General features: G+C 60.4%; 15 protein-coding genes. 2 read left to right on the top strand and 13 right to left on the bottom strand.

The genetic code is table 11. The annotated features are described in order from the left end of the window. Positions 1–192 precede the first annotated feature (192 nt). On the top strand, positions 193–1344 hold the full coding sequence (locus G5S37_RS18205) for a hypothetical protein (protein ID WP_165205880.1): 1152 nt from the start codon (positions 193–195) through the stop codon (positions 1342–1344). 93 nt (positions 1345–1437) lie between these two features. On the opposite strand, the gene G5S37_RS18200 is transcribed toward G5S37_RS18205, so the two are convergent. The 7 genes from G5S37_RS18200 to leuS all read right to left on the bottom strand — a co-directional run bounded on the left by G5S37_RS18200 (position 1438) and on the right by leuS (position 10568). Next, entirely contained in the window at positions 1438–2661 is a 1224-nt protein-coding gene (locus G5S37_RS18200) for a class I SAM-dependent RNA methyltransferase (protein WP_165211723.1), read from the bottom strand. A gap of 356 nt (positions 2662–3017) precedes the next feature. Next, entirely contained in the window at positions 3018–3488 is a 471-nt protein-coding gene (locus tag G5S37_RS18195; RefSeq protein WP_165205879.1) for a universal stress protein, read from the bottom strand. Positions 3489–3541: 53 nt separating this feature from the next. Then, positions 3542–3964: a hypothetical protein gene (locus G5S37_RS18190; RefSeq protein ID WP_165205878.1), complete on the bottom strand. Its 423-nt coding sequence runs from the start codon at positions 3962–3964 to the stop codon at positions 3542–3544. A 71-nt stretch (positions 3965–4035) separates the two neighbouring features. Then, on the bottom strand, positions 4036–4365 hold the full coding sequence (locus tag G5S37_RS18185) for a hypothetical protein (RefSeq protein WP_165205877.1): 330 nt from the start codon (positions 4363–4365) through the stop codon (positions 4036–4038). Between the two features lie 294 nt (positions 4366–4659). Continuing rightward, positions 4660–6852, bottom strand: a complete 2193-nt coding sequence (gene glgB, locus G5S37_RS18180) for a 1,4-alpha-glucan branching protein GlgB (RefSeq protein WP_165205876.1) — start codon at positions 6850–6852, stop codon at positions 4660–4662. 9 nt (positions 6853–6861) lie between these two features. Beyond that, complete coding sequence (locus G5S37_RS18175) at positions 6862–7950, bottom strand: glycosyltransferase family 4 protein (protein WP_165205875.1); 1089 nt, start codon at positions 7948–7950, stop codon at positions 6862–6864. 29 nt (positions 7951–7979) lie between these two features. Beyond that, the gene (gene leuS / locus G5S37_RS18170; protein WP_165205874.1) at positions 7980–10568 is read right to left on the bottom strand and encodes a leucine--tRNA ligase; all 2589 of its coding nucleotides are present in this window, start codon (positions 10566–10568) and stop codon (positions 7980–7982) included. A 434-nt stretch (positions 10569–11002) separates the two neighbouring features. Here leuS and G5S37_RS18165 point away from each other — a divergent pair, with 434 nt between their 5' ends. Continuing rightward, positions 11003–12100, top strand: coding sequence for an exo-alpha-sialidase (locus tag G5S37_RS18165; protein WP_165205873.1), 1098 nt, complete (start codon positions 11003–11005; stop codon positions 12098–12100). Between the two features lie 386 nt (positions 12101–12486). Here G5S37_RS18165 and G5S37_RS18160 read toward each other — a convergent pair whose 3' ends face one another. From G5S37_RS18160 to G5S37_RS18135, 6 genes are all read right to left on the bottom strand, one after another. Then, a complete protein-coding gene (locus G5S37_RS18160) occupies positions 12487–12906 on the bottom strand; it encodes a hypothetical protein (RefSeq protein WP_165205872.1) in 420 nt (139 codons plus the stop codon). A gap of 87 nt (positions 12907–12993) precedes the next feature. Next, on the bottom strand, positions 12994–15891 hold the full coding sequence (gene polA / locus G5S37_RS18155) for a DNA polymerase I (protein WP_165205871.1): 2898 nt from the start codon (positions 15889–15891) through the stop codon (positions 12994–12996). A gap of 288 nt (positions 15892–16179) precedes the next feature. After that, positions 16180–16602: a GFA family protein gene (locus G5S37_RS18150; protein WP_165205870.1), complete on the bottom strand. Its 423-nt coding sequence runs from the start codon at positions 16600–16602 to the stop codon at positions 16180–16182. 639 nt (positions 16603–17241) lie between these two features. Beyond that, a complete protein-coding gene (locus tag G5S37_RS18145) occupies positions 17242–17949 on the bottom strand; it encodes a hypothetical protein (protein WP_165205869.1) in 708 nt (235 codons plus the stop codon). A gap of 18 nt (positions 17950–17967) precedes the next feature. Beyond that, positions 17968–19707: a SpoIIE family protein phosphatase gene (locus G5S37_RS18140; protein ID WP_165205868.1), complete on the bottom strand. Its 1740-nt coding sequence runs from the start codon at positions 19705–19707 to the stop codon at positions 17968–17970. Between the two features lie 17 nt (positions 19708–19724). Further along, on the bottom strand, positions 19725–20852 hold the full coding sequence (locus tag G5S37_RS18135; RefSeq protein WP_165205867.1) for an MlaD family protein: 1128 nt from the start codon (positions 20850–20852) through the stop codon (positions 19725–19727). Positions 20853–20855: the final 3 nt, after the last annotated feature.

The raw sequence follows: 20855 nt of genomic DNA, 5'->3' as shown, positions 1-20855 counted from the left end.
ACTGCTCCGCTCTCTCCGCAGGTATCTTGCTTCGGAATTTCTTACGGCCGCAGCTTCACGCAATCGCGAACAATCAGCCATCGACGGTACTGCGACACAGAAAGTGTTCACGGATTAGTCGACAAAAAGCAAAGCCAGGATCGCGCAAAATGCGATACCTGCCTAACCAACGAACCCAACCCAAACCACCCAATGAAAACATCTCTTGGAATTATTGCTGCCGTAGCTCTGGCAGTTCCATGGAGCAGCAAGGCACAGGAAGTCGAAGGCTTCAGTGTACTGAAGGTCTGCCAGGAAGACCTCGTCTTGCATACCTCTGATAACCAGGACGCCGGTCATATCGGCTACGTCGTGGTCGATCCGGGCAGCCAGCGCATCGTGTCTGCACTAGTCACTGGCGGCGTGCTCGCCGAGCGTGTCGTCGCCGTGCCCTACACCGCGATCCGCTACAGCAGCGCTCGTGAAGTGACCCTCGTCGACATCAATCGCGAGCGCCTTATCAGCGCTCCCATCGTCGAGCGCACCCACCTCACCAGCACCACCACGCGTTTTGAGCCTGCGTTCTTCGAGCGCTCGTACACGCACTTCGGTGGCAATGCCACTGAGCTTCGAGTAGGCGTCCGTTCGGAAACCTCATCACGCACGGAAATCGACCGCAATCGCGATCGTGATGGACGTGGACGCGAAGGCCGCGATCGTGACCGCAACCGCCCGGATGCCACCGATCCATCCCGTACGGATCGTGCAGAAACCAGCGCAACCGAACGCAATCGTGCGGACGCCACCGCTCGTCGCGATAGCGATCGCACTTCCACCTCGGAAGCCAACCGCGACCGCAATATGCCCGAATCCCGTGCCGGCGAAGAACGCCGTGGCAACAACCGCCCTGATGGAGAAGCAAACCGCTCCGGCAATCGTCCCGACAGCTCCTCCGAGCGCCGTGGCAGTGCCAACCGTCCGGATGCCTCGTCACCCGACAGTCCTAACAATCGCCCTGGCGGGTCCAGCGATTCCAGCAACACCTCACGTCCCGGAGCCTCCGCTGACAAGCCGAATGAGCCTGCCAATCGCAGCGCCACCAATCCTCCGGCCAATGCGAACGGTGCAAACAAGGACGATCAGGCGAAGAAAGAAACTCCGACGGAGAAGAAGACGCCTGGTGCCGATACCACTGACCCGGCGAATCGCCGTCCTAATCGCGACAATCCCGAAAACAAGGGTGCCCAGCAGAAGGCTGAAAAGGCCATCGAGAACGCTGCGCCAAAGAAGGCTGACGAAACACCCTCTGCTACGCCCTCACCGACATCCCCCACTGGCAGCGCAGCCGACAGGAAGCCGCTCTAACGGTTCATCAAGTCATCATACCCAACCTGAACCAGCATGCCCGCTTACTGTAATGGTGAGCGGGCATTTGATTTGGGCTGCTGCGACGCGTCATCACACGCTCTTCTTCACCAGCGTCACCACACACTCCAAATGCCGTGTCTGCGGGAACAAATCAAACGGCTGCACCTTCGACAGCTCATATCCAGCTTCAGTGAACTTCACCAGGTCGCGCATCTGCGTGGCCGGATTGCAGGACACATACACCACCGCACGTGGACCAAACTCAAAGAGCTGCGCCAGGAAGCTGTCACCGCATCCTGCACGAGGAGGGTCGACAATCACCGCGGTCTCTGCCGCAGGATGAATTGCCTTGGCAAACAGATGCTCCGCACTCCCCGCGGTAAATTGTGCATTGGTGATGCCGTTGATCTCCGCATTGTGCTTCGCCTTCACCACAGCGGATTCGGAAATTTCGATGCCCACCACATGCTCGAAATGCTTCGCGCAGCTCAACGCGAAGAGTCCGCTGCCGCAATACGCATCCAGCAGGAAGCGCGCGCCGCTCGCCTTCGCTTCGGCGGCGACGTGTTGCACGAAGGCGGGAAGGATGAAGGGATTGTTCTGGAAGAAGTCACCCGCTTGGAACTCAAACCGCACATCATCCACCACCTCAGTCGCAATCTCCGCGGACTGCGTAAGCACGCTCCCCTGAGAGGCACGCAGCAGCACCGTGGCGCCGCGCTTGTAGCGCGAGGCGTGCGCACGGATGTCCTCACGCATGCCTCCCAGCGCTTCATTGAGCTCCGGCATGGCGATGTCGCAGCGCGGCACATCGATGATGCGGTGGCGGCTGCTGTCCGCGAGGAAGCCAATCTCGGCAATCTGCCCGTTGCGCGGCTGGGCGAAGTGCGGCGTGATCTTTGAGCGATACTCAAACTGCCTCGGCGAGCCAATCACAGGCAGCACCTCGTGCTCGATACGTGCCATGTGCTTCAGCAACTCCGCTACTTGCTGCTGCTTCCAGACAAGCTGGGCCTCATACCCCAGGTTCTGGTACTGACAGCCACCACAGGTGCCGAAGAGGGGACAACGCGCCTCTACGCGCTCCGGCGAGGGCTCCAGCACCTCCATGAGGTCCGCCTCGCTGTAGTTCTTGTGATTGCGATGGATTCGCGCCCGCACCTTTTCACCCGGCAGGCCAAAGGGAATCATCACCACCCAGCCGTCCACCCGCGCGATGCCATGTCCCAGATTCGTCAGCTTCTCAATCGTGAGGTCGAGCTCGTGATGATAGGGAAAGGGATGGGCAACAAATTTCTTGGGCGGCTGGCGCATGAAAGGGCAAACGAAGGCGGCGGTACAGAGGGCGAGGGGGAATGGACGATACGCCCGAGCAGGGCGGAACGGGTCCATGTTTTCCCTAACCCTCACCGCCGCATCGGCAAGGAGATTCCGCGCCAAAGCCTGCTGCCCGGCGCGGGCTGCCCCCATAGGAGCGTGGACACTCTTGTCCGCCGTTCTGTAACGCAGCGAGCACGTGCGCGCTAAAACTGCGACATGGCGCTTCAGAAGCAGCCGGTGGACCACGACCTTGCCTGCCGGATGAAAAACGATGGCGCCTCAGGGGCGGCGGACAAGAGTGTCCGCGCTCCTTTCAGACGCAAGGCCCTTCACCGCACGCGGCCACGGGCTTACACCGCTTCCTTCAATTGTTCCGCTTTCTTCTCCTCCGTGGCCGGCACCACCAGCACGGGACAGGGGGCACTCTTCAGCACCTGCGCGGTGATGGAGCCCACCAGCAGGTTGTACAGGGAGCCGTGTCCGTGAGATCCCACGATGATGAGCTCCGCTCCCAAGCGGCGGCATTCCTCAATGAGGTCCTCCACCTGAGTGCCCTGGATCTGCCGTGTGCTCGCGCGCACGCCAAACTTCTCCAGGGACTCCTGAAGCTGCACCATACGATCACCCTCCGCTGCGATGGTCTCGGGGGATGGCGGGCGGTACACCGTGGGCGCCATGCCAAAGTCCACCACCACAGGGTCCGGGGAGACCACGTGGAGCAGCACGACCTCACTGCCGAAGGCAGACGCAAGTTGGTGCGCCTGCTTCAGCACTTTGAAGGTCATGTCGGAAAAATCTACCAGCGCGACGATCGTCTTCATAGGAGGGAGCGGTTGAACGACCACGTGCCATCACCGGCATCGAGATCGATGGATCAGTTGGAGAAGAACTGTTTGAGGCGGTTGCCCAGCTTCATGTCGCTGAGGGATTGAGCTCCACTCTTCACGGCGCTCATGCCGTCTTCGGCGTAGTGGCTGGCACGGTCATAGGCAGGTCCCAGGAAGTCCGAGAGACGTTCCTGGATGTCCTCCAGCATGCGCACGGCACGGTTCTTCGGGGGCGGGGGCGGGGTCAGAAGCTCACGTGCCAGCAGGCCCACGGCATAGCCGATGCCCACCGTGGCGGCCACGGCCCACACGGGATGCTTTCGTACAAAGTTCTCCACTTCCGTCGTGGTGGTATTGCACAGCTCGCGTCCTTTTTCGGCAGCGTGCAGCGCGCTTTCCTTGGCATGTTTTGCCATGTCCTGGGCCTGGCCCATGGCTTGGGTGGCCTTTTCTTTTGCGCGGTCTGCCATGCTATGCGCTTGGTCCAAGGCTTCGGAAGCTTTTTCAGAAGCCTGTTGTCCGAGGGATTCAGTATATGAGCTCATGATGGGTCGGTATGTTGGTGTTTCTCAGTGCAAAGTTCGAGGGCCTTGATGATGCCCAAGGTCAGCAGCGCCGGGCGGAGCACGGTCACGGTGACCGCCGTCACCGTTTTCACGATGAAGCGGGTGGGTATCACGTTGAGGAAAATGCCGGTACCCAGCGCGATGGCCACGGCACGGGCCGGGTCCTGCCGGGAAAACTCGCCCGTGCGCGCGGTGATTTTATCAATCAACTGCTCCACGGGATGGGCGGGCGCCACGACCGGCTCGGGTCGCTCAAAAGGAGGCGGAAGTACGCCGGCGAGGGGGGCGGGGGCTTGGGAAATCATGGGAGAAGTGCGGACGCTTCATGCGCCGCTCACCCATATATCGCATCTGGGGGGCCGGGTGCTCTTCTCCGGTTGGCATGAGGAGAGCGTCGATTGCGACTACCCCTCTCTGTGTTCTGAGCGACCTTGTGACGCCATGAGCGAGGTACGGCCCTGGGAGCGCTGGCCTCCGGCCGGCGTATTATGGTTTCTATCCGGCAAGGCATCGCAACACCAAAACGCCGGCCAGAGGCCAGCGCTCCTAGGGCCGCGCAGTGCTCGCGACCCTGGTTGGAGATTTCACGCGAAGGCTACCTACTCCTTCGCAATGATCACCGTCGCCAGCGGAGGCACGGTCACTACCACGGAGTACGGCTGGCCCTGCCACGGGGTGGGCTCGGCATTGAGGCCGGCGCCGTTGCCCATGTTCGCTCCGGAGTAGAGTCCAGAGTCCGTGTTCAGCAGCTCGCGATACGTGCCCGGCTGGCTCACGCCGAGGCGGTAGCCCTGGCGAGGCACCGGCGTTGCATTCACCAGCACGGTGCACTGGTCACCGGTGGGTTCTTCACGCACATAGACGAAGAGGCTGTTCTCCCAGTCATTTGCATCCAGCCAGCGGAAGCCACCATTTTCATGGTCGCGGCGGTGCAGGGAGGGGCGCGAAGTATAGAGATGGTTCAGATCCGCCACCAGCTTTTGCAGGCCGCGGTGTTCTTCACCAAAGAGGACTTCCCAGTCGAGCTGGCGCTCGTGGGACCACTCACGCCATTGGCCGATTTCACAACCCATGAAGAGCAGCTTCTTGCCCGGGTGCGTCCACATCCAGCCGAGGAACATTCGCAGGTTCGCGAACTTCTGCCAGCGGTCGCCGGGCATCTTGTCCAGCAGGGCGTGCTTGCCATGCACCACTTCATCGTGGCTCAGCACGAGGATGAAGTTCTCATCATAGGCATAGAGCATCGAGAAGGTGGCCTCACCATGATGGTACTTCCGGTGAATCGGCTCCTTCTCCATGTACTTGAGCGTGTCATTCATCCAGCCCATGTTCCACTTGAAGCCGAAGCCCAGGCCACCGCTGGCCACAGGACGTGATACACCACCCCACGAGGTGCTCTCCTCGGCGATCATCATCACACCGGGATGCTGTGTGTAGCACTGCAGGTTCAGCTCCTTCATGAAGGCGATCGCCTCCAGGTTTTCGCGGCCGCCGTGGACATTGGGCACCCATTCTCCCTGTTCGCGGGAGTAGTCGAGGTAGAGCATCGAGGCCACCGCATCCACGCGGATGCCATCGATGTGATAATGCTCCAGCCAGAAGAGGGCGTTTGCGATGAGGAAGTTTCGCACCTCATTACGCCCGTAGTTGAAGATGAGTGTGCCCCAGTCCATGTGCTCGCCCTGGCGCGGGTCCGCATGCTCATAGAGTGCAGTGCCATCGAAGCGCGCGAGGCCATGGGCATCCTTCGGGAAGTGCGCGGGCACCCAGTCCACAATCACGCCGATATTCTCCTGGTGGCAACGATCCACAAAGTGGCGGAATTGATCCGGATTCCCAAAGCGTGAGGTCGGGGCATAGTAGCCGCCCACCTGATAACCCCACGAACCATCAAAGGGGAACTCACTCACGGGCATGAGCTCGATGTGTGTGAAGCCAAGCTGTTTCACATACGGGATGAGCTGATCCGCCAGTTCATTGTAGGAAAGTGGACGATTGTTTTCTCCACGCTTCCAGGAGCCCAGATGCACCTCATAGATGCTCATCGGCGCATGGTAGGGGTCCGTCGCGGGACGGCGCTGCATCCACTCGGCATCCTGCCATTGGTACAAATGGAAGTCCCACGTGAGTGACGCGGTCTGGGGACCATTCTGTGCGAAGAAGGCAAAGGGGTCGCTCTTGTTGAAGAGCTGACCGTGCGCGCCGAGCAATTCAAACTTGTAGTGCGCACCCGGACCGATGTGCGGGATGAAGAGCTCCCAGATACCGCCCTCCATGCGCAGGCGCATGGAATGCACGCGGCCGTCCCAGCAATTGAAGTCGCCCGTCACGGACACGCGCTTCGCATTTGGCGCCCACACGGCGAACTGCATGCCGCTCACGCCATCCTTGATCTTCGGATGCGCGCCGAGGTGCTCGAAGAGTCTCCAATGCCGCCCCTCGCGGAAGAGGTGCATATCCAGATCGCCCAGACACATGCCGAAGGAATAGGCATCGCGATGCTGCACATGCTTGCCTTCGTGGGTGTGCCAGAGGATCTCATAAGCCTTGCCCCACGCGTCGGCAGGGAGGTAGGCTTCATAGAGCCCATTGGGGTGCAGCAGCTCCGCGGAAAAGGTGCCACCGCCGTCCAGCAATACGATATCCAGCGCGTGCGCTTGGGGTTGCAACGCCCGTACTACCAGGCGGCCATCGTTCAGGCGATGCGGCCCAAGGTAGGAAAAGGGGTCATGGTGCCGGGCTTCCAGGATGCGTGTTGCATTCTCGTCCAAAGAGTTAGCCGTCAATGACATGGCCCACCCTTAGCCCGCCTTGAGCAAGGGCTCAAGATAATCCTTGTAGATACGCTCCCAACTAAATTGTCGCACGACCTCCCTTTTCCTCGCTCCGAAGGCATCCTTCTTCAGCGCCTTGGCGATTCTGGCCGCGATGGCGTCCGGCTTCTCCGAGAGGGCAAAATACTCCGCGTGCTTCCCAGCCACCTCTTTGTGCGCAGGGATGTCCGAGCAGAAAACGGTCAGGCGATGCTGCGCGGCCTCCAGCAGGGGCAGGCCGAAACCCTCGACCTTGCTGGGGAAAAACAGGGCATCCGACAGGTCGTAGAACCCACGCACATCCTCATCGGAGGCCTCGAATCGCTGGCCGGCCATGAGCACATGCTCCTCCATCTTCTTCTTCCGGAGGAGCGCGTTGACCTTTTCCGCGTACTCCTGGGATTCCGGGCGATGCGGATCTGCAGCACCGGTCACGATGCTCACCGCATCAATGCCCATCTTGCAGAGGGCCGCCGTGGTTTCGATGGTGAGCTCGATGTTCTTCCGCGCGACGATGCGCGAGGGGTGGAAGAGCACCATCTCGCGCTCAAAGATGGAATGCCGCGAGGCGAAGGCTGAAACGTTCTTGGTCAGGCCGAGCGTGGCGCCTGCATTGATGCCATTCGGCACCACCTTGCACTTCGTCTTGGTGATGCCGAGCTTCTGGCAAAACTCTCCGCGGCGCACTTCGGAAACGGCCACGTGCTCGGCGCGGAGATGGAGGTCGTCGAATGTATCCTTCGACACATCGACATCATGTACCCAGTTGATGAACCGCGTTCCTGTCATCTCCCGGCTGAGTTCCGCCAGCGTCTGGGTGCAGTCCCAGGCGAAGGGCATGGTGAACATGTTGTGCACGATGATCACCTCACACCCGGTGAAGGCGGAGCGGAGACGCTTGATATAAAAGTTCGGCGCATACTCCATGATGGCGCCCTGCACCTTCGCACCCTTGTTTCCGCTCACCACCACGACCTCGTGGCCGTGCATGGCGAGGATCTGGGCCTGCTGCTCCAGCACACGCTCCACGCCCCCGATGACGGGAGGTGCAGCGTAGTGGACCAGAGCGATGCGCATTTTTTGCGATATTTATCGCGAAGAGTATGTCAATTCGCGACCACGTTGACCAGCTTTCCGGGCACAACAACGATTTTTCGCACGGTAAGCCCTTCGGTAAATTCCTTCACCTTGGCGTTGTCCCGGGCGAATTTCTCCATGTCTTCCTTGGAAATGTCCGCGGGGACGGTGAGGCGGTCACGGAGTTTTCCATTCACCTGCAGCACCACCTCCACCTCGCTGGAGACCAGCGCGGCCGGGTCGTAGGTGGGCCAGGTCTGGTGGGCCAGTAGGCCCTGCCTCTTCAGGCCGGGGAAGGCCGCGCCCAGGCGCTCGGCCAGTTCCTCGGAAACGTGGGGAGCGAAGGGATTCAGCAATACCAGCAAAGTCATCACCGCGCTGGCGGGCCGCACCTCAGCCTGGGTGAAGGCATTCGTGAGCACCATCATCTGGCTGATAGCCGTGTTGAAGCTCAGCTTTTCGATGTCCTCACCCACCTTTTTGATGGTCTCGTGCAGCACCTTGTTCAGCTTGTTGTCCGGAGCCACGTCCTGAAGCTGGGGTGAAGTGGACCACACACCCTCCTGATTGCTCTCCTGCACCAGACGCCACACGCGGGCCAGGAAGCGGTACACGCCCTCCACGCCCTTCATGCTCCAGGGCTTCACCTGCTCCAGCGGGCCCATGAACATCTCATACAGGCGCAGCGAGTCCGCCCCATACTCGGCGACCACGTGGTCTGGATTGACCACATTGCCGCGGGACTTGGACATCTTTTGCCCGTCCTCACCCATGATCAGTCCCTGATTTACCAGCCTCTGGAAGGGCTCGGGCGTCATCAGGTAGCCCAGATCGTGCAGGACCTTGTGCCAGAAGCGGGCGTAAAGCAGGTGCAGCACGGCATGCTCCGTGCCGCCGATGTACAGGTCCACGCCACCGGGCTTGCCATTGGCGCCCATCCAGTACGCCTCAGCTTCCTTCGAAATGAAGCGCTCGGCATTCTTCGGGTCGCAGTAGCGCAGGTAGTACCAGCAGGACCCAGCCCACTGCGGCATGGTGTTCAGCTCGCGGGTCGCCTTGTTGGAATACTGCACCCACGCAGTTGCCTTGCTCAGCGGAGGCTCGGGCGTGCCGGTGGGCTTGAAGTCATCCAGATCCGGCGGCACCACGGGCAGCTCGGAAACATCCACGGCGCGATGCTTGCCGTCCTCCCACACAATCGGGAAGGGCTCACCCCAGTAGCGCTGACGGCTGAAGAGCCAGTCGCGCAGCTTGAAGTTCACCATCTTGCGGCCCAGACCCTTTTCCTCCAGCCACTCGGAGATGGTGCGCTTCGCCTCGTGCGTGGACAGGCCGTCCAGGAAACCGGAGTGGATGGCGATGCCGTCATCCGTGTAGCTATGCCAGTCGGTGCCTTCCGGTGGCTGCACCACCTGCACGATGGGCAGCTCAAACTTCGTGGCGAATTCGAAGTCACGTTCGTCATGTCCCGGCACGGCCATGATGGCGCCGGTGCCGTAGCTCATCAGCACGTAGTCCGCGATCCACACGGGGATGCGGTTCTCGTTGACCGGATTGATTGCATAAGCGCCCGTGAAGACGCCGGTCTTATCCTTGGCCAGTTCCGTGCGTTCCAGGTCGCTCTTGCTGGCCACCTTCTTCACATACGCCTCCACCAGCGGCTGCTGCTCCGCGGTGGTGATGGATTTCACCAGCGGATGCTCGGGGGACAGCACCATGTACGTAGCGCCAAACAGCGTGTCCGGACGCGTGGTGAACACGGTAACGGAGGGATTCGACGGGGCGTCGGGCGCCTCGATTTCGAACTTCACCTCAGCACCCTCGCTGCGGCCAATCCAATTGCGCTGCAGCAGCTTGATGCTCTCCGGCCAGTCCAGATGCTCCAGTTCGTCAATCAGGCGCTGGGCAAAGGCGGTGATGCGCAGCATCCACTGGCGCAGTGGGCGACGCTCCACGGGGAAGCCGCCGACTTCGCTCTTGCCATCGATGACTTCTTCATTCGCCAGCACCGTGCCCAGTTCCGGGCACCAGTTCACCGGCGCTTCGCTCACGAAGGCCAGACGGCGCGCATCGATGCGATCGCGGTCCCATCCCAGTTGCTCCAGGTCGGAAATGGGGCGGGCCTTGTTGCTCTTCTCGTCGAAATAGCTGTTGTAGAGCTGCAGGAAGATCCACTGCGTCCACTTGAAGTAGCCGGGGTCCGTGGTGTTTACCTCGCGGTCCCAGTCATACGCGAAGCCCAGGCGCTTGAGCTGCGCGCGGAAGCTGTTCACGTTCTTCTCCGTGGTCACGCGGGGATGCTGCCCGGTCTTGATGGCATACTGCTCCGCCGGCAGGCCGAAGGCGTCCCAGCCCATGGGGTGCAGCACGTTGCTGCCCGTCATACGCTTGTAGCGCGCCACGATGTCCGTGGCCGTGTACCCCTCAGGGTGACCCACATGCAGGCCCTCACCACTGGGGTAGGGGAACATGTCCATCACGAAGTACTTGGGCTTCGACGCCACAAAATCAGCGTCCCCCGGACCGGGTGTGCGGAAGGCCTTGGTCTCGTCCCAAAGCTTCTGCCACTTCGGCTCGAATTCGTCGAAGGGGTACTGTTTGCGTCGTTCGCTGCTCATGAGGGGGATGTGTGAAAAAGGGGCGCACAGGAAACCGCATTCGGGCCGGAGTGCAAATGGAGATCTGTCCTCGAACGTACCTCGCGAGTCCCTTCGCGAGCTCACCCCATCCACCCGCCCACCACAACAAAGCAGGATGCCGCCAGGAAAGTAGTCCGCCGAGCCTCGGCGGTCAGTTGGCGATAGCTGGCCCATGAGCCCTTATTCCAACCGAAAGCGCGAGCAGCGGCGCCCAACAATGCAAAATGAGAAGTGAAAAATGAAAAGTGCAAAATGGAATGCACCTCAGTCACTTTGCATTTCCCTCGGCACTGCTGCCGAAGGCTCGGCGGACTACTTTCCTTCCGCCCACCGCCTCAACGGACAACTTCCTCCCCGTTCAAGGGTTTCATCGAGCAGCGGGCCACCATCTGGCAACCACCCGCACCACTGCCATGAACCGCACCCTCTGCCTCGCGCATGCCGTCGTCATCTTCATGGTCACGCCCGCCCCCGCCGTGGACCGGGCTGAGCCTGCCCCTGCGCGCGGCCTGCCTTTCCCTCCGGCGTTTTCGGTGTTGGACGATGTCCTTCAGCTCCCGCCTCCCTTCGGCCGTGGTGTGCCCATGCTGCCACCGCAGCAGCAGCCAAATCAGATGAACCAGCAGCGCCCGAGATTCGGTCCCTGGCAGGGAGATGTGAATGTCACCGTGGCCGGAGCGGACGGCACCGTGACCCGGCTCCATACCTTCGAGAGGGCTGGCGTGCCCACCGTGGCCCGGCTCAAGGATGGCCGTCTGATGGCGGCGTTTCAGAACTTCCCCAAGGATGACCAGGCCAACTTCGACAAGGTGGCCGTCTCCTTTTCAGCGGACGAGGGAAAGACGTGGACCACGCCCGCGACCATGGTCATCACCGGCATGGATCAGGGCCTGATGCGCCCCTTCGATCCCACACTGGTGCCTCTGCCGGACGGTCGCGTGCGCATGTACTTCACCAGCAATCGCAGCCCACGATTTGAAGAAAGCACGCCCGCCATCTATTCCGCCATCTCGGAGGACGGTCTCCACTACACCTTTGAACCCGGCATGCGCTTCGGCGTGGAGGGCAAGGTGGTCATCGACTGTGCAGTGTGTTTGCATCAGGGTGTATTCCACCTCTTCTCACCTGACAACGGCACCCCGGCAGAAATGCGCGAGGAGCAGTTTCCGGGACGTCCCCGGCCAGCATCCGGTCTCGGCTACCACGCCACCAGCAAGGACGGCCTGAACTTCGAACGCGTGCCCGATGTGAAAATCGAGGGTGCCTCCAACCTCCGCTGGCTGGGCAATGTCCTTTCAGACGGCACTACCATGACCTTCATCGGCACCGGCAGCGCCACTCCCCGACGCGGCGGCCTCTGGATGGCCACGAGCAAGACCGGAACCGACTGGACCTTGATCGAGTCACCCCCCTCCATCGTGGGAGCCGACCCCGGCATTGTGCAGCTCAAAGACGGGACGTCCCTGGTGGTATCGACGGCGATTGCGGTGTCTGGGGAGAGGACGAGGTAACTCCCTTCAACCTTCAATAGCGTACTTGTTTCCCTGATGGGTGTTGCTTGAGCGACGATGTCAGGATGTCCTAAGTTGAATTGCAGCCGCTTTTACGCCGAAGGCGTTACACATTGTCTAGCCCAAGGTCAGCCTGCGAAGCAGGCGCCACCTTGGGTGCGTTAGATGAATCATCGGAACTCTGAAAGAGTTCAACAAAGGCGTGGCCAACGCTGAAAGCGATTTTCCCCAGCAGCGCGTCTGTGGAACGCTTTCAGCGTTCAGCATCTCGATGGCGCATCCCAAGGTGGCGCTTGCCGCTTCGCGGCGAAGCTTACCTTGGGCTGGACAATGTGTAACGCCTTCGGCGTATTCCTGAAATCGGCTACGGCGCTGCTTGAAACGCTCTATCCCAGCCTCCTCTCAATCGGCACCAGCAAATGCATCTCCTCCACGCTTCGATAGTACTCCATGGTCGGTCGTGACCGGTCCATGCCGAACTCGCGGATCATCTCATCAAACATCACCCCAATCTGGTCCGTATGCTCCGTCCAGTTCTCCAGCTTCCGGCGCACGCACAACCCGGCAGGAACTTCGATGATGGGCAGGCCGAAGGCGCGTTCTTCCGCCTCGCTCTCCGGGACCAGTCCGGCATAGTACTCCAGGCCATTTGGCCCGCCATACACCAGCCCGTACATCTTGCGTCCTTTCAAGGTTGGGAGCTTGCTCTCCAATGCTTGAAACGCGTCCGAGGTGTCTCCCGGAAATGTCGCTGCCTTGGCGGTGATGAGCCGTAGCGCGGGTTGTTCGATGATGGTGGCTTGCATGCGTATGCGCAGTTAACGCAGCTCGCGAGTCCCTTCGCGAGTGTATTTCGTCAACAACTTCGCGAAGGGACTCGCGAGCTACGTTGGTCAGTGCGCCTCCAGCCAATTCTTCCCCGTGCCCGTCTCCACCAGCACCGGCACGCGAAGGGGAAGAGCGTGCTGCATGCTCTCCACAATGATGGGCGTGACCTTCTCCACTTCGCTGTTGGGCACTTCAAAGAGCAATTCATCGTGCACCTGCAGGAGCATGCGAGTCTTGAATCCACCTTCGTGCAACAGTCGGTCCACGGTGATCATGGCGAGCTTGATCATGTCCGCCGCCGTGCCCTGGATGGGTGTGTTCATCGCTACGCGTTCAGTGGCATTGCGTACGGTGGCGTTGGAGGAATTGATGTCCCGCAGAAAACGGCGACGTCCCGTGAGCGTGGACACGAATCCGCGCTTGCGCGCATCTTCCACCTCCCGGTCCATGTACTCACGCACGCCGGGATACTGGACGAAGTAGCTGTCGATGATCTGTCCTGCCTCTGCTCGTGGGATGCCCAGACGCTGGCTCAGGCCGAAGGCGCTGATGCCATAGATGATGCCGAAGTTCACCATCTTCGCCGTGCGCCGCATGTCGGAGGTGGTCTCCTCAAGAGGCACGTTATACACCTTTGCGGCGGTGGCGGTGTGAATGTCGAGCTTGCGTTGGAATGCCTCCGCCATGTTATCATCACCACTGAGGGCGGCCATCACGCGCAGTTCGATCTGCGAATAGTCCGCGCTGAGCAGCACCCAGTCTTCCTTCTCGGGAACGAACGCCTTGCGAATCTCACGCCCAGCATCGCTGCGGATGGGGATGTTCTGCAGGTTCGGATCCGAGGAGGCCATGCGGCCCGTCGCCGCCATGAGCTGGTGGAAGGTGGTGTGCACGCGGCCATCAATCGGATTCACCGTGGCGGGCAGCGCATCCACATAAGTGTTCTTCAGTTTGGTGGACTCACGATAGGCCAGGATGTCCTCGATGATGGGATGCACACCCACGAGCGACTGCAGGGTCTGCTCGTTGGTCTGGTACTGGCCGGTCGCCGTCTTCTTCGGCTTCTCAATCAGCCGCAGTTGATCGAAGAGCACCTCACCCAGCTTCTTCGGCGAGTTCAGGTTGAAGGGGGCTCCCGCATAGCTGTGGATGCGAGCTTCCAATTCACGAGCGCGCTGCTCCAAGGTGTGTCCAATTTCATTGAGCGTGGGTGCGTCCACGGTCACTCCCACGTGCTCCATGCGCACCAGCACGGGCAGCAGCGGTGCTTCGATGTCATAGAAGACCTTGTGCTGTCCCTGCTTTTCCAGTTCGGGACGCAGGATGGTTGCGAGCTGCAGGGTCACGTCCGCATCTTCCGCCGCGTACTCGGCCAGCGGTTCCAGCGGTACCTCCGCCATGCTCTTCTGCGGTGTGGGTCCCTTCTTCTCACCGATGAGCGTGGTGATGGAGATGGGCGAGTAACCCAGATAGCGCTCGCTCAAGTAATCCATCCCGTGCCGCTGATCGGGCTCAATGAGGGAGTGGGCGAGCATGGTGTCAAAGAAGGGGCCAGCGACCTCAATCTTGTGAGCCATGAGCACGCGCAGGTCGAACTTCAGGTTGTGCCCAATCTTCTCCGCCGTGCTCGTGGTGAGCAGCGGCTTCAGCTCTGCCAACACGGCGAGATGCTCCTGCGGATCTTCCGGAATATGGATGTAGCACGCCTCATGCGGATCGATGGCAAAGGACATGCCGAGCATGCGAGCGGTCAGTGGATCCAGCCCGTCAGTTTCCGTATCGAAGCAGAAGGCCTTCACCTCGGCGAGACGCTTCAGCCAGCGCTCGCGATCCTCGCGTGTGGTCACCAGATCATACTTGTGCGGCACGGTAGCCGCTGTTTGCAGATTCGGATTCGTGGGAGCGTCGAACAGTTCCTGCTCGTTCGCCTCAAGCTCCGTGGGGATGGTGGTGGGAGCTTCTGCTGTGGTACCACCCCCGCCGAAGAGGTCTCCCTGCGCATCGCCACCCGCGGCTGACTTTGCTTTCGCAGAGGTCTTCTTTGTCGGTTGCGCGGGCGCTGCTGCCCCGCCGCGTCCTGCCTTGAAATCCTCGCCAAAGATGCGGCGACCGAGCGCATTGAATTCATACTCCACGAAGATGGCCTTCAGCGCGTCATCGTCGAAGGATTGCAACGCCATCTCATCGAGTCCCACCGGCGCGGGCGCATCGCGCATGATCACCGCAAGCTGCCGCGAGAGGCGTGCCATGGCCGCGCCTTCCTTCACCTTGTCCTTCAGCTTGCCTTCGATTTCGTCCACGCGCTCCAGCATTGCCTCGACACCGCCGAACTGTTGAATGAGCTTCGCGGCCGTCTTCTCTCCCACGCCTTTGATGCCCGGGATGTTGTCGCTCGCATCCCCCATGAGACCGAGGATGTCGATCACCTGCTCGGGATTCTGTACTCCCCAGCGTTCGCATATTTCTTTGACGCCGAGAATCTCCGTGTCGCTTCCCTGGCGGCCCGGTTTGTAAATCTTCGTGCGCTCCGTCACGAGCTGGCCGAAGTCCTTGTCCGGCGTGACCATGTACGTCTCGAAGTCGCCGCGTCCCTCCGCCTGATGCGCGAGCGTGCCGATGAGATCGTCTGCCTCATATCCATCCAGCTCAAGGATGGGAATGCGCATGGCCTTCAGCAGCCGCTTCGCTGCGGGGATGGCCAGGGAGAGGTCCTCCGGCATTTCCTCGCGCTGCGCCTTGTACTCGGCGAACATGGTGTGGCGCGGTGTGGGCGCACTGGTATCAAAGGCCGCCGACAGGTGCGTGGGCTTCTGATTCTCCCGGATGTCTAGCAGCACGTTGGCGAAGCCGTAGAGCGCCGACGTATTGACCCCCTTGCTGTTGAAGATGGGCTTCTTGATCAGTGCAAAGTGCGCACGGTACAACAGCGCCATGCTGTCGAGGAGGAAGAGGCGATTCGGCATCTGTCCAGAATGGAGAGGCAGGGCGGAAGGGCAACCGGCTAGTTCGGAATGCGGAAGCCGGGACGCGTAGTGTGAAGCCAATCCGACCACAGAGTGTGTATCGCATGGCACGGCCCTGGGAGCGCTGGCCTCCGGCCGGCGTATTGGTATTGAGGCTGGCAACCCCTGCGCGGTATCACACCACAACCACGCCGGCCAGAGGCCAGCGCTCCCAGGGCTGCAGCATGTGTTTATCGTCAGGGGTTCATGCGCGTATTTGGTGGTGCCAACTTCCGCCCAATCCTCGTCTCACATCGGTGCATACTGCTCATGCTTGGGCAGTGCCGGGTCCATGAGGTCCCACGGCTGCGCATCTGCGGTGAAGATGTCAAAGGCCGGCTTGAAGATGGACGGGTCATCCAGGCTCGAAGCGACGACCCCGATGAAGGGGAAGGCCGGATTCACCGCGCCAAACAACCGCGAACCACAATCCGGGCAGAAGCCGCGCGTGTGCTGGCCGCCACCATCACTGGGACGGTCATGGTACTTCGGCGTGCCCTGGGTGATCTTGAAAGCCGTGACGGGGAACAGCGTGGCGGGCGAATAGGGACCGCCACTGGCGCGCTGGCATTCGCGACAATGACAGGAGAACATGGCCATGGGTGCCTCGGTGCATTCGTACCGGATGGCTCCGCAGGCGCATCCGCCAGTGATGGGGGTAGAGAGTGGCATGGGATTGGTAGGGTAGTAGATGGGCTTGGGTTAAGTAGCCTTCCATGCCTGACGAACACCTCGGCTCACGCAGGACATCGAAGCGTGAGATTCTAAAAAAATTCGTTCCTTGGCCTTCGCTCCCACGAGGTGCCATTCAATCCCAAGGTGAAACGTCGGGCATCTCATAGCACATATCGCATCAGCGAAGCGACCGCCTTGTTCGCCCATTTCGTTCCTTGGGAGGAAGGATCTCCCCCTGAGAATGACACCAGACCCCGCTTTCCAAGCGCACTTTGCAGCGCAGCGACGCGAAATATCCTGTACCCGAAGATACCCAGCAGTGTCGCCATGGAAATCACAATCGCCGCGATGACGATCCAGCGGTTCTTTTTGCGTGTTTTAGGACTGGGACCCTCGTTCATGCAAATCAACGTCACTTGTTGGGATATCTCACAACCCTTTCATCGCGCCAGTTATTTCTCCAGGCGGTATACGATTTCTCCCCTGCACTGCCGACACATGAGACACGCGTCGCACCAGCGCCATTCTGTCGAGAAGGGCGGGATAGGGCAACCGTGGAGATATTTCAGGAGGCTCGAGGCGGTCTTTAGTGTGCCATGAAGTCGAAGCCCCATTGAAAAGGGCTTCATCAGCACCTTAAAATCTTTCGAATTCCACCTTCACGCCGGAGAGCGACTCTTGGAACACCTGTTGCGTGGTTGGTGTCGTCTCGATCAATGTAGTGATTTTTACATCCTTGAGGTTGGGGAATGTTTTGAGCGTGGCGGCTATCTCCGGCGTGATGGTTGCTACTACAAATTTCACTCCGCGGATATTCGGATGCCCGGTAAGTAAAGCAAAAGAGTGATGGGTGATGCTGCCATGCAGTTCGAGTGTCTCTAGGTGCTTCGATTGCCGCAACTCAGCGAAAAGCATGGCGAGATCTTCTTCCGGCACGGTGCCGGGATTGTAGAACCCAAACACACGGAGATGGGGAAACCTGGCCAGCGCAGTACCGAATTCTGGCGAGAATCCCTCGGGATCTGAGATTCTGATGACTTCGACTCGAGAGAGCGGGTGCAAGATGGCACGGAGCCTTTCCCGCGATGACCAGGGGAAGTTGATGCTGTACTTATAAGCCTGCTTTGCCACGTAGTCGATAACCTCATCGTCCCATCCCGTCCCAGCATCCAGGTCTTCTGCTTTTCCAATTCCGATGTGCTTCGCCCAGACTACGGCGTTCTGCAAAGCCGCGACACAGTATACGCGGTAGCCTGCGCAGGTCAGCAGCACCAACACTGGCAACGAAAGGGCCAATACATATGTCCATCGGAGCTTTCGGTTTTTGCGAGGTGTTTCTGCCATTCCGATGAACGGATGGTATTACATGTAAAGGTCCTTCTCCAGCGTAATCTCCGACTCCTCCTCCGCGTTGTTCGCCGCATGAAAATGCACATGGGTGAATACACGCCTCACGAGCGCGAGGCCCATGCCCCCTTCTTCGCGTGCACCGGCGTGAGCCTGGGCAGCGGCTTCTTCTTGTGAGATGCCGCGGCCACGATGCTTGATCGTGAAGCGCAGTTTTGCGGGCTCCATGGCGGCCACGCAGGTGATGGGGCCTGGTGGCTCATCCACACCGTAGGCGTGCTTGAGCACATTCGTGAGCACCTCGTCGCAGCCCACCAGGATTTGCACTTTCAAGTCCCTGCCGATGCCTGCGAAATCCAGCCAGCCTTCGCAGAACTTCCGTGCCTCCCGGATGCTCTCCGGCGTGCAGGCGGCCTCGAAACGGGAAGCGGGTGGGGGAGACGCGTCCATAAGGAGAAGAAGAGTGGCATCATCGCGCGCACCATCCTTCAGGAGGGAGCGCCATTTGGTGACCAGGGATTCGATGTCCGTGGATTCATGCCACGCAGCGTCATTCAGGATACCGAGCAGGCCTTCACGTCCCAGTTCTGAGCCATCCTTGACCACTGCTTCCAGGATCCCGTCGGACTGCGCGAGCCAATGTGTCCCCGAGCCGAGCGCCATGGAGGCAACTTTGCATTCCGTGAGGCGTCGCTGGCCGAAGAAGGGCTGTCGCGGACACGCAAGCTCCTGCCATGTGCCATTCTCACGCGAGCGGAAGAGGGGCGGTGCCTGGGCGAAGGCCGATGCCTGCACACGACGGTTCTCCAAGTCGAAGAGAAGCACGGTCAGCGCCGCCGCATTGTCACCGGCGTGCATCGCCTGATACAGGGTGTTGTTCAGCGTCGCCAGCCACGCGCTGAATTTCTCCGGCACACATTGCGAAGCCGTGAGCGCGATCTGCGTGGTGAGTCGCGCCATGTCCAGCGCCGCGCTGGAGCCTTTGCCGGTCACATCTCCCACACCAGCGAGCAGCAGATGAGGCCCGGGCGAGTGGAAGAAATAACAATCGCCACCAATGCCCGTGGCCTGCTCCAGATACGCCTGCATGCGTAATGGACCATGGGTGGCGCGGGGCTCGGGCAGGAAAGTTTCCTGTACCTGTCGCGCCAGTTCCATCTCCACCTTGCGCTCGGCTTCCTCCACCGCGCGAGCCCTGGCCTGCTCTTCCGCCTCACGCCTTCCAAGAGTCACCGACACCAGCGCGCCAAAGGCCATGAAGATGCGCACGTCATCTGCATCGAACTGCTCGCGATCTTCTGGATTCATCGCCTGCATCACCCCGCGACAGTGTTCTCCGTCCAGGAGGGGAATGGTCAGCAGCGCCTGCGTTGCGAGTCCCGCGTCCTGCCCGGTGCGGCGGTAGTGCTCAGGATGATTTGCAGCATCTGCGGTGTTCACCGCCACGCGCGATTCGAACACTCGACCAGCGATGCCCTGTCCTTTGGGAAGCCGCCACGCGCCCTCCTTTTTCCAATCACGCTGGGTGCTGTGAATCAGCAAATCACCGTTCGCGGCATCCGGCAGCGAAATGGAGCACGCTGCGCAGCGCATCACCGCGCGGGCACCGTGCAGGATGTTCGCGAGCAGTGACTCGAAATCGCCTGAGCGATTGAGCGACGCCGCGACACCGAGCAGAGTTTCAACCAGCAGTCCCTCTCCGCCTATGGAGCGGACTGACTCGGGTGACTCATCATTCTGCAGCGCGGCACTCATGATCGCACACGGTAGGATTACTTGCGCGGGACAGCAGGTGCCGTCCTCTGGCCACTCGTTCCAGATCGCGGAGTCACTGTGCCGCCGCGTTGCTCGATCATCCGGTCCTGCTCTTTGTTCTTGCCCCACACCACGGCGTTCGGCTTGAGGGAGAGCATTTCCATGAAGACATCCACGCGCCGCGCTGCGTCGCCCACCTTGTCTGAGGCGGTGCCCAGTTTCTGGATTTGAGTTTCACTGCGGCTGATCGCCTTGCCTGCTTTGTCGAGCGCTGCGGAGACCTTTTGCAATTCATTCACGGTCTCTTCCTTGCCCTCCAGCAGCGTGCTCACAATGTCCTGCCACCCGCCATCGATCTTTTGGGTGAGATCGATGAGTCCCTTCTTCGAGCCATCCTTGCTCCCGTTGAAGAGCACGTTCATCGCCGTGGTGCTTTGCTCCAGCTCCGTCACCGCATTCTTCAGCTCGAAGGCGAGGCCTGCATCCTGCTGGCCTTCCGGTCCCGCGATGAGCCGTTTCAGTTCGTCCACCGTTTCCTTTACGGGCGTCATCACCAGGTGATCCATGTCGTCATTCACCGTCTTCAGCATGTCCTTGGAGACAGTGGCCATGGCCTTCACCTCCACCATGGCATCCGCCGCGGCATCGATGGCCTTCCTGGCATTTTGATCCAGGCCCGGAAGCACGGAGTCGGCGCGGCTCAGGCGCACACCCTCGATGCGGTGCAGTTCTTCCAGCGACCCCCGATGCTTCTCCGTGATGGACGCGAGCGTTCCATTTCCTGCCGCCACGGGATCCGTTCTCAGGGAAATGTGAGAGTCACCGAAGAGCGAGCTTTCCAGATACGGATGCACATTGGAGGGGATCTCCACCTCGCTCTGCAGATCGATGCGGACCAGAATCTTGTCTGTCTTCGGCTCATATTGCAGCGCGCCTACGGACCCCACAGGCATACCTTTGAAGAGCACCTTCGACTTTTCCTTGATGCCCGTGATGTCATCGAATGAAGCCGCAAAGGAAAGCTTCGTGCCCGAGCCTCCACCAATCGCGCGATAGATGGCGAAGAGCAGGATGCCGGCTACAGCCACGATGAGCAGCACCAGCACCGCATCGTAGGAGCCCTTGAGTGATTTCAGAAGTTTCATGGG

Origin of the sequence: Roseimicrobium sp. ORNL1 (assembly GCF_011044495.1) — a bacterium.
GTDB lineage: Bacteria > Verrucomicrobiota > Verrucomicrobiia > Verrucomicrobiales > Verrucomicrobiaceae > Roseimicrobium.
This window is presented reverse-complemented; position numbering and strand designations above follow the sequence as displayed.

Excerpts from the sequence above, each read along its gene's own strand:
- G5S37_RS18205 (WP_165205880.1), top strand. The coding sequence starts at position 193 with ATGAAAACATCTCTTGGAATTATTGCTGCCGTAGCTCTGGCAGTTCCA.
- G5S37_RS18200 (WP_165211723.1), bottom strand. The coding sequence starts at position 2,661 with ATGCGCCAGCCGCCCAAGAAATTTGTTGCCCATCCCTTTCCCTATCAT.
- G5S37_RS18195 (WP_165205879.1), bottom strand. The coding sequence starts at position 3,488 with ATGAAGACGATCGTCGCGCTGGTAGATTTTTCCGACATGACCTTCAAA.
- G5S37_RS18190 (WP_165205878.1), bottom strand. The coding sequence starts at position 3,964 with ATGGCAGACCGCGCAAAAGAAAAGGCCACCCAAGCCATGGGCCAGGCC.
- G5S37_RS18185 (WP_165205877.1), bottom strand. The coding sequence starts at position 4,365 with ATGATTTCCCAAGCCCCCGCCCCCCTCGCCGGCGTACTTCCGCCTCCT.
- glgB (WP_165205876.1), bottom strand. The coding sequence starts at position 6,852 with ATGTCATTGACGGCTAACTCTTTGGACGAGAATGCAACACGCATCCTG.
- G5S37_RS18175 (WP_165205875.1), bottom strand. The coding sequence starts at position 7,950 with ATGCGCATCGCTCTGGTCCACTACGCTGCACCTCCCGTCATCGGGGGC.
- leuS (WP_165205874.1), bottom strand. The coding sequence starts at position 10,568 with ATGAGCAGCGAACGACGCAAACAGTACCCCTTCGACGAATTCGAGCCG.
- G5S37_RS18165 (WP_165205873.1), top strand. The coding sequence starts at position 11,003 with ATGAACCGCACCCTCTGCCTCGCGCATGCCGTCGTCATCTTCATGGTC.
- G5S37_RS18160 (WP_165205872.1), bottom strand. The coding sequence starts at position 12,906 with ATGCAAGCCACCATCATCGAACAACCCGCGCTACGGCTCATCACCGCC.
- polA (WP_165205871.1), bottom strand. The coding sequence starts at position 15,891 with ATGCCGAATCGCCTCTTCCTCCTCGACAGCATGGCGCTGTTGTACCGT.
- G5S37_RS18150 (WP_165205870.1), bottom strand. The coding sequence starts at position 16,602 with ATGCCACTCTCTACCCCCATCACTGGCGGATGCGCCTGCGGAGCCATC.
- G5S37_RS18145 (WP_165205869.1), bottom strand. The coding sequence starts at position 17,949 with ATGGCAGAAACACCTCGCAAAAACCGAAAGCTCCGATGGACATATGTA.
- G5S37_RS18140 (WP_165205868.1), bottom strand. The coding sequence starts at position 19,707 with ATGAGTGCCGCGCTGCAGAATGATGAGTCACCCGAGTCAGTCCGCTCC.
- G5S37_RS18135 (WP_165205867.1), bottom strand. The coding sequence starts at position 20,852 with ATGAAACTTCTGAAATCACTCAAGGGCTCCTACGATGCGGTGCTGGTG.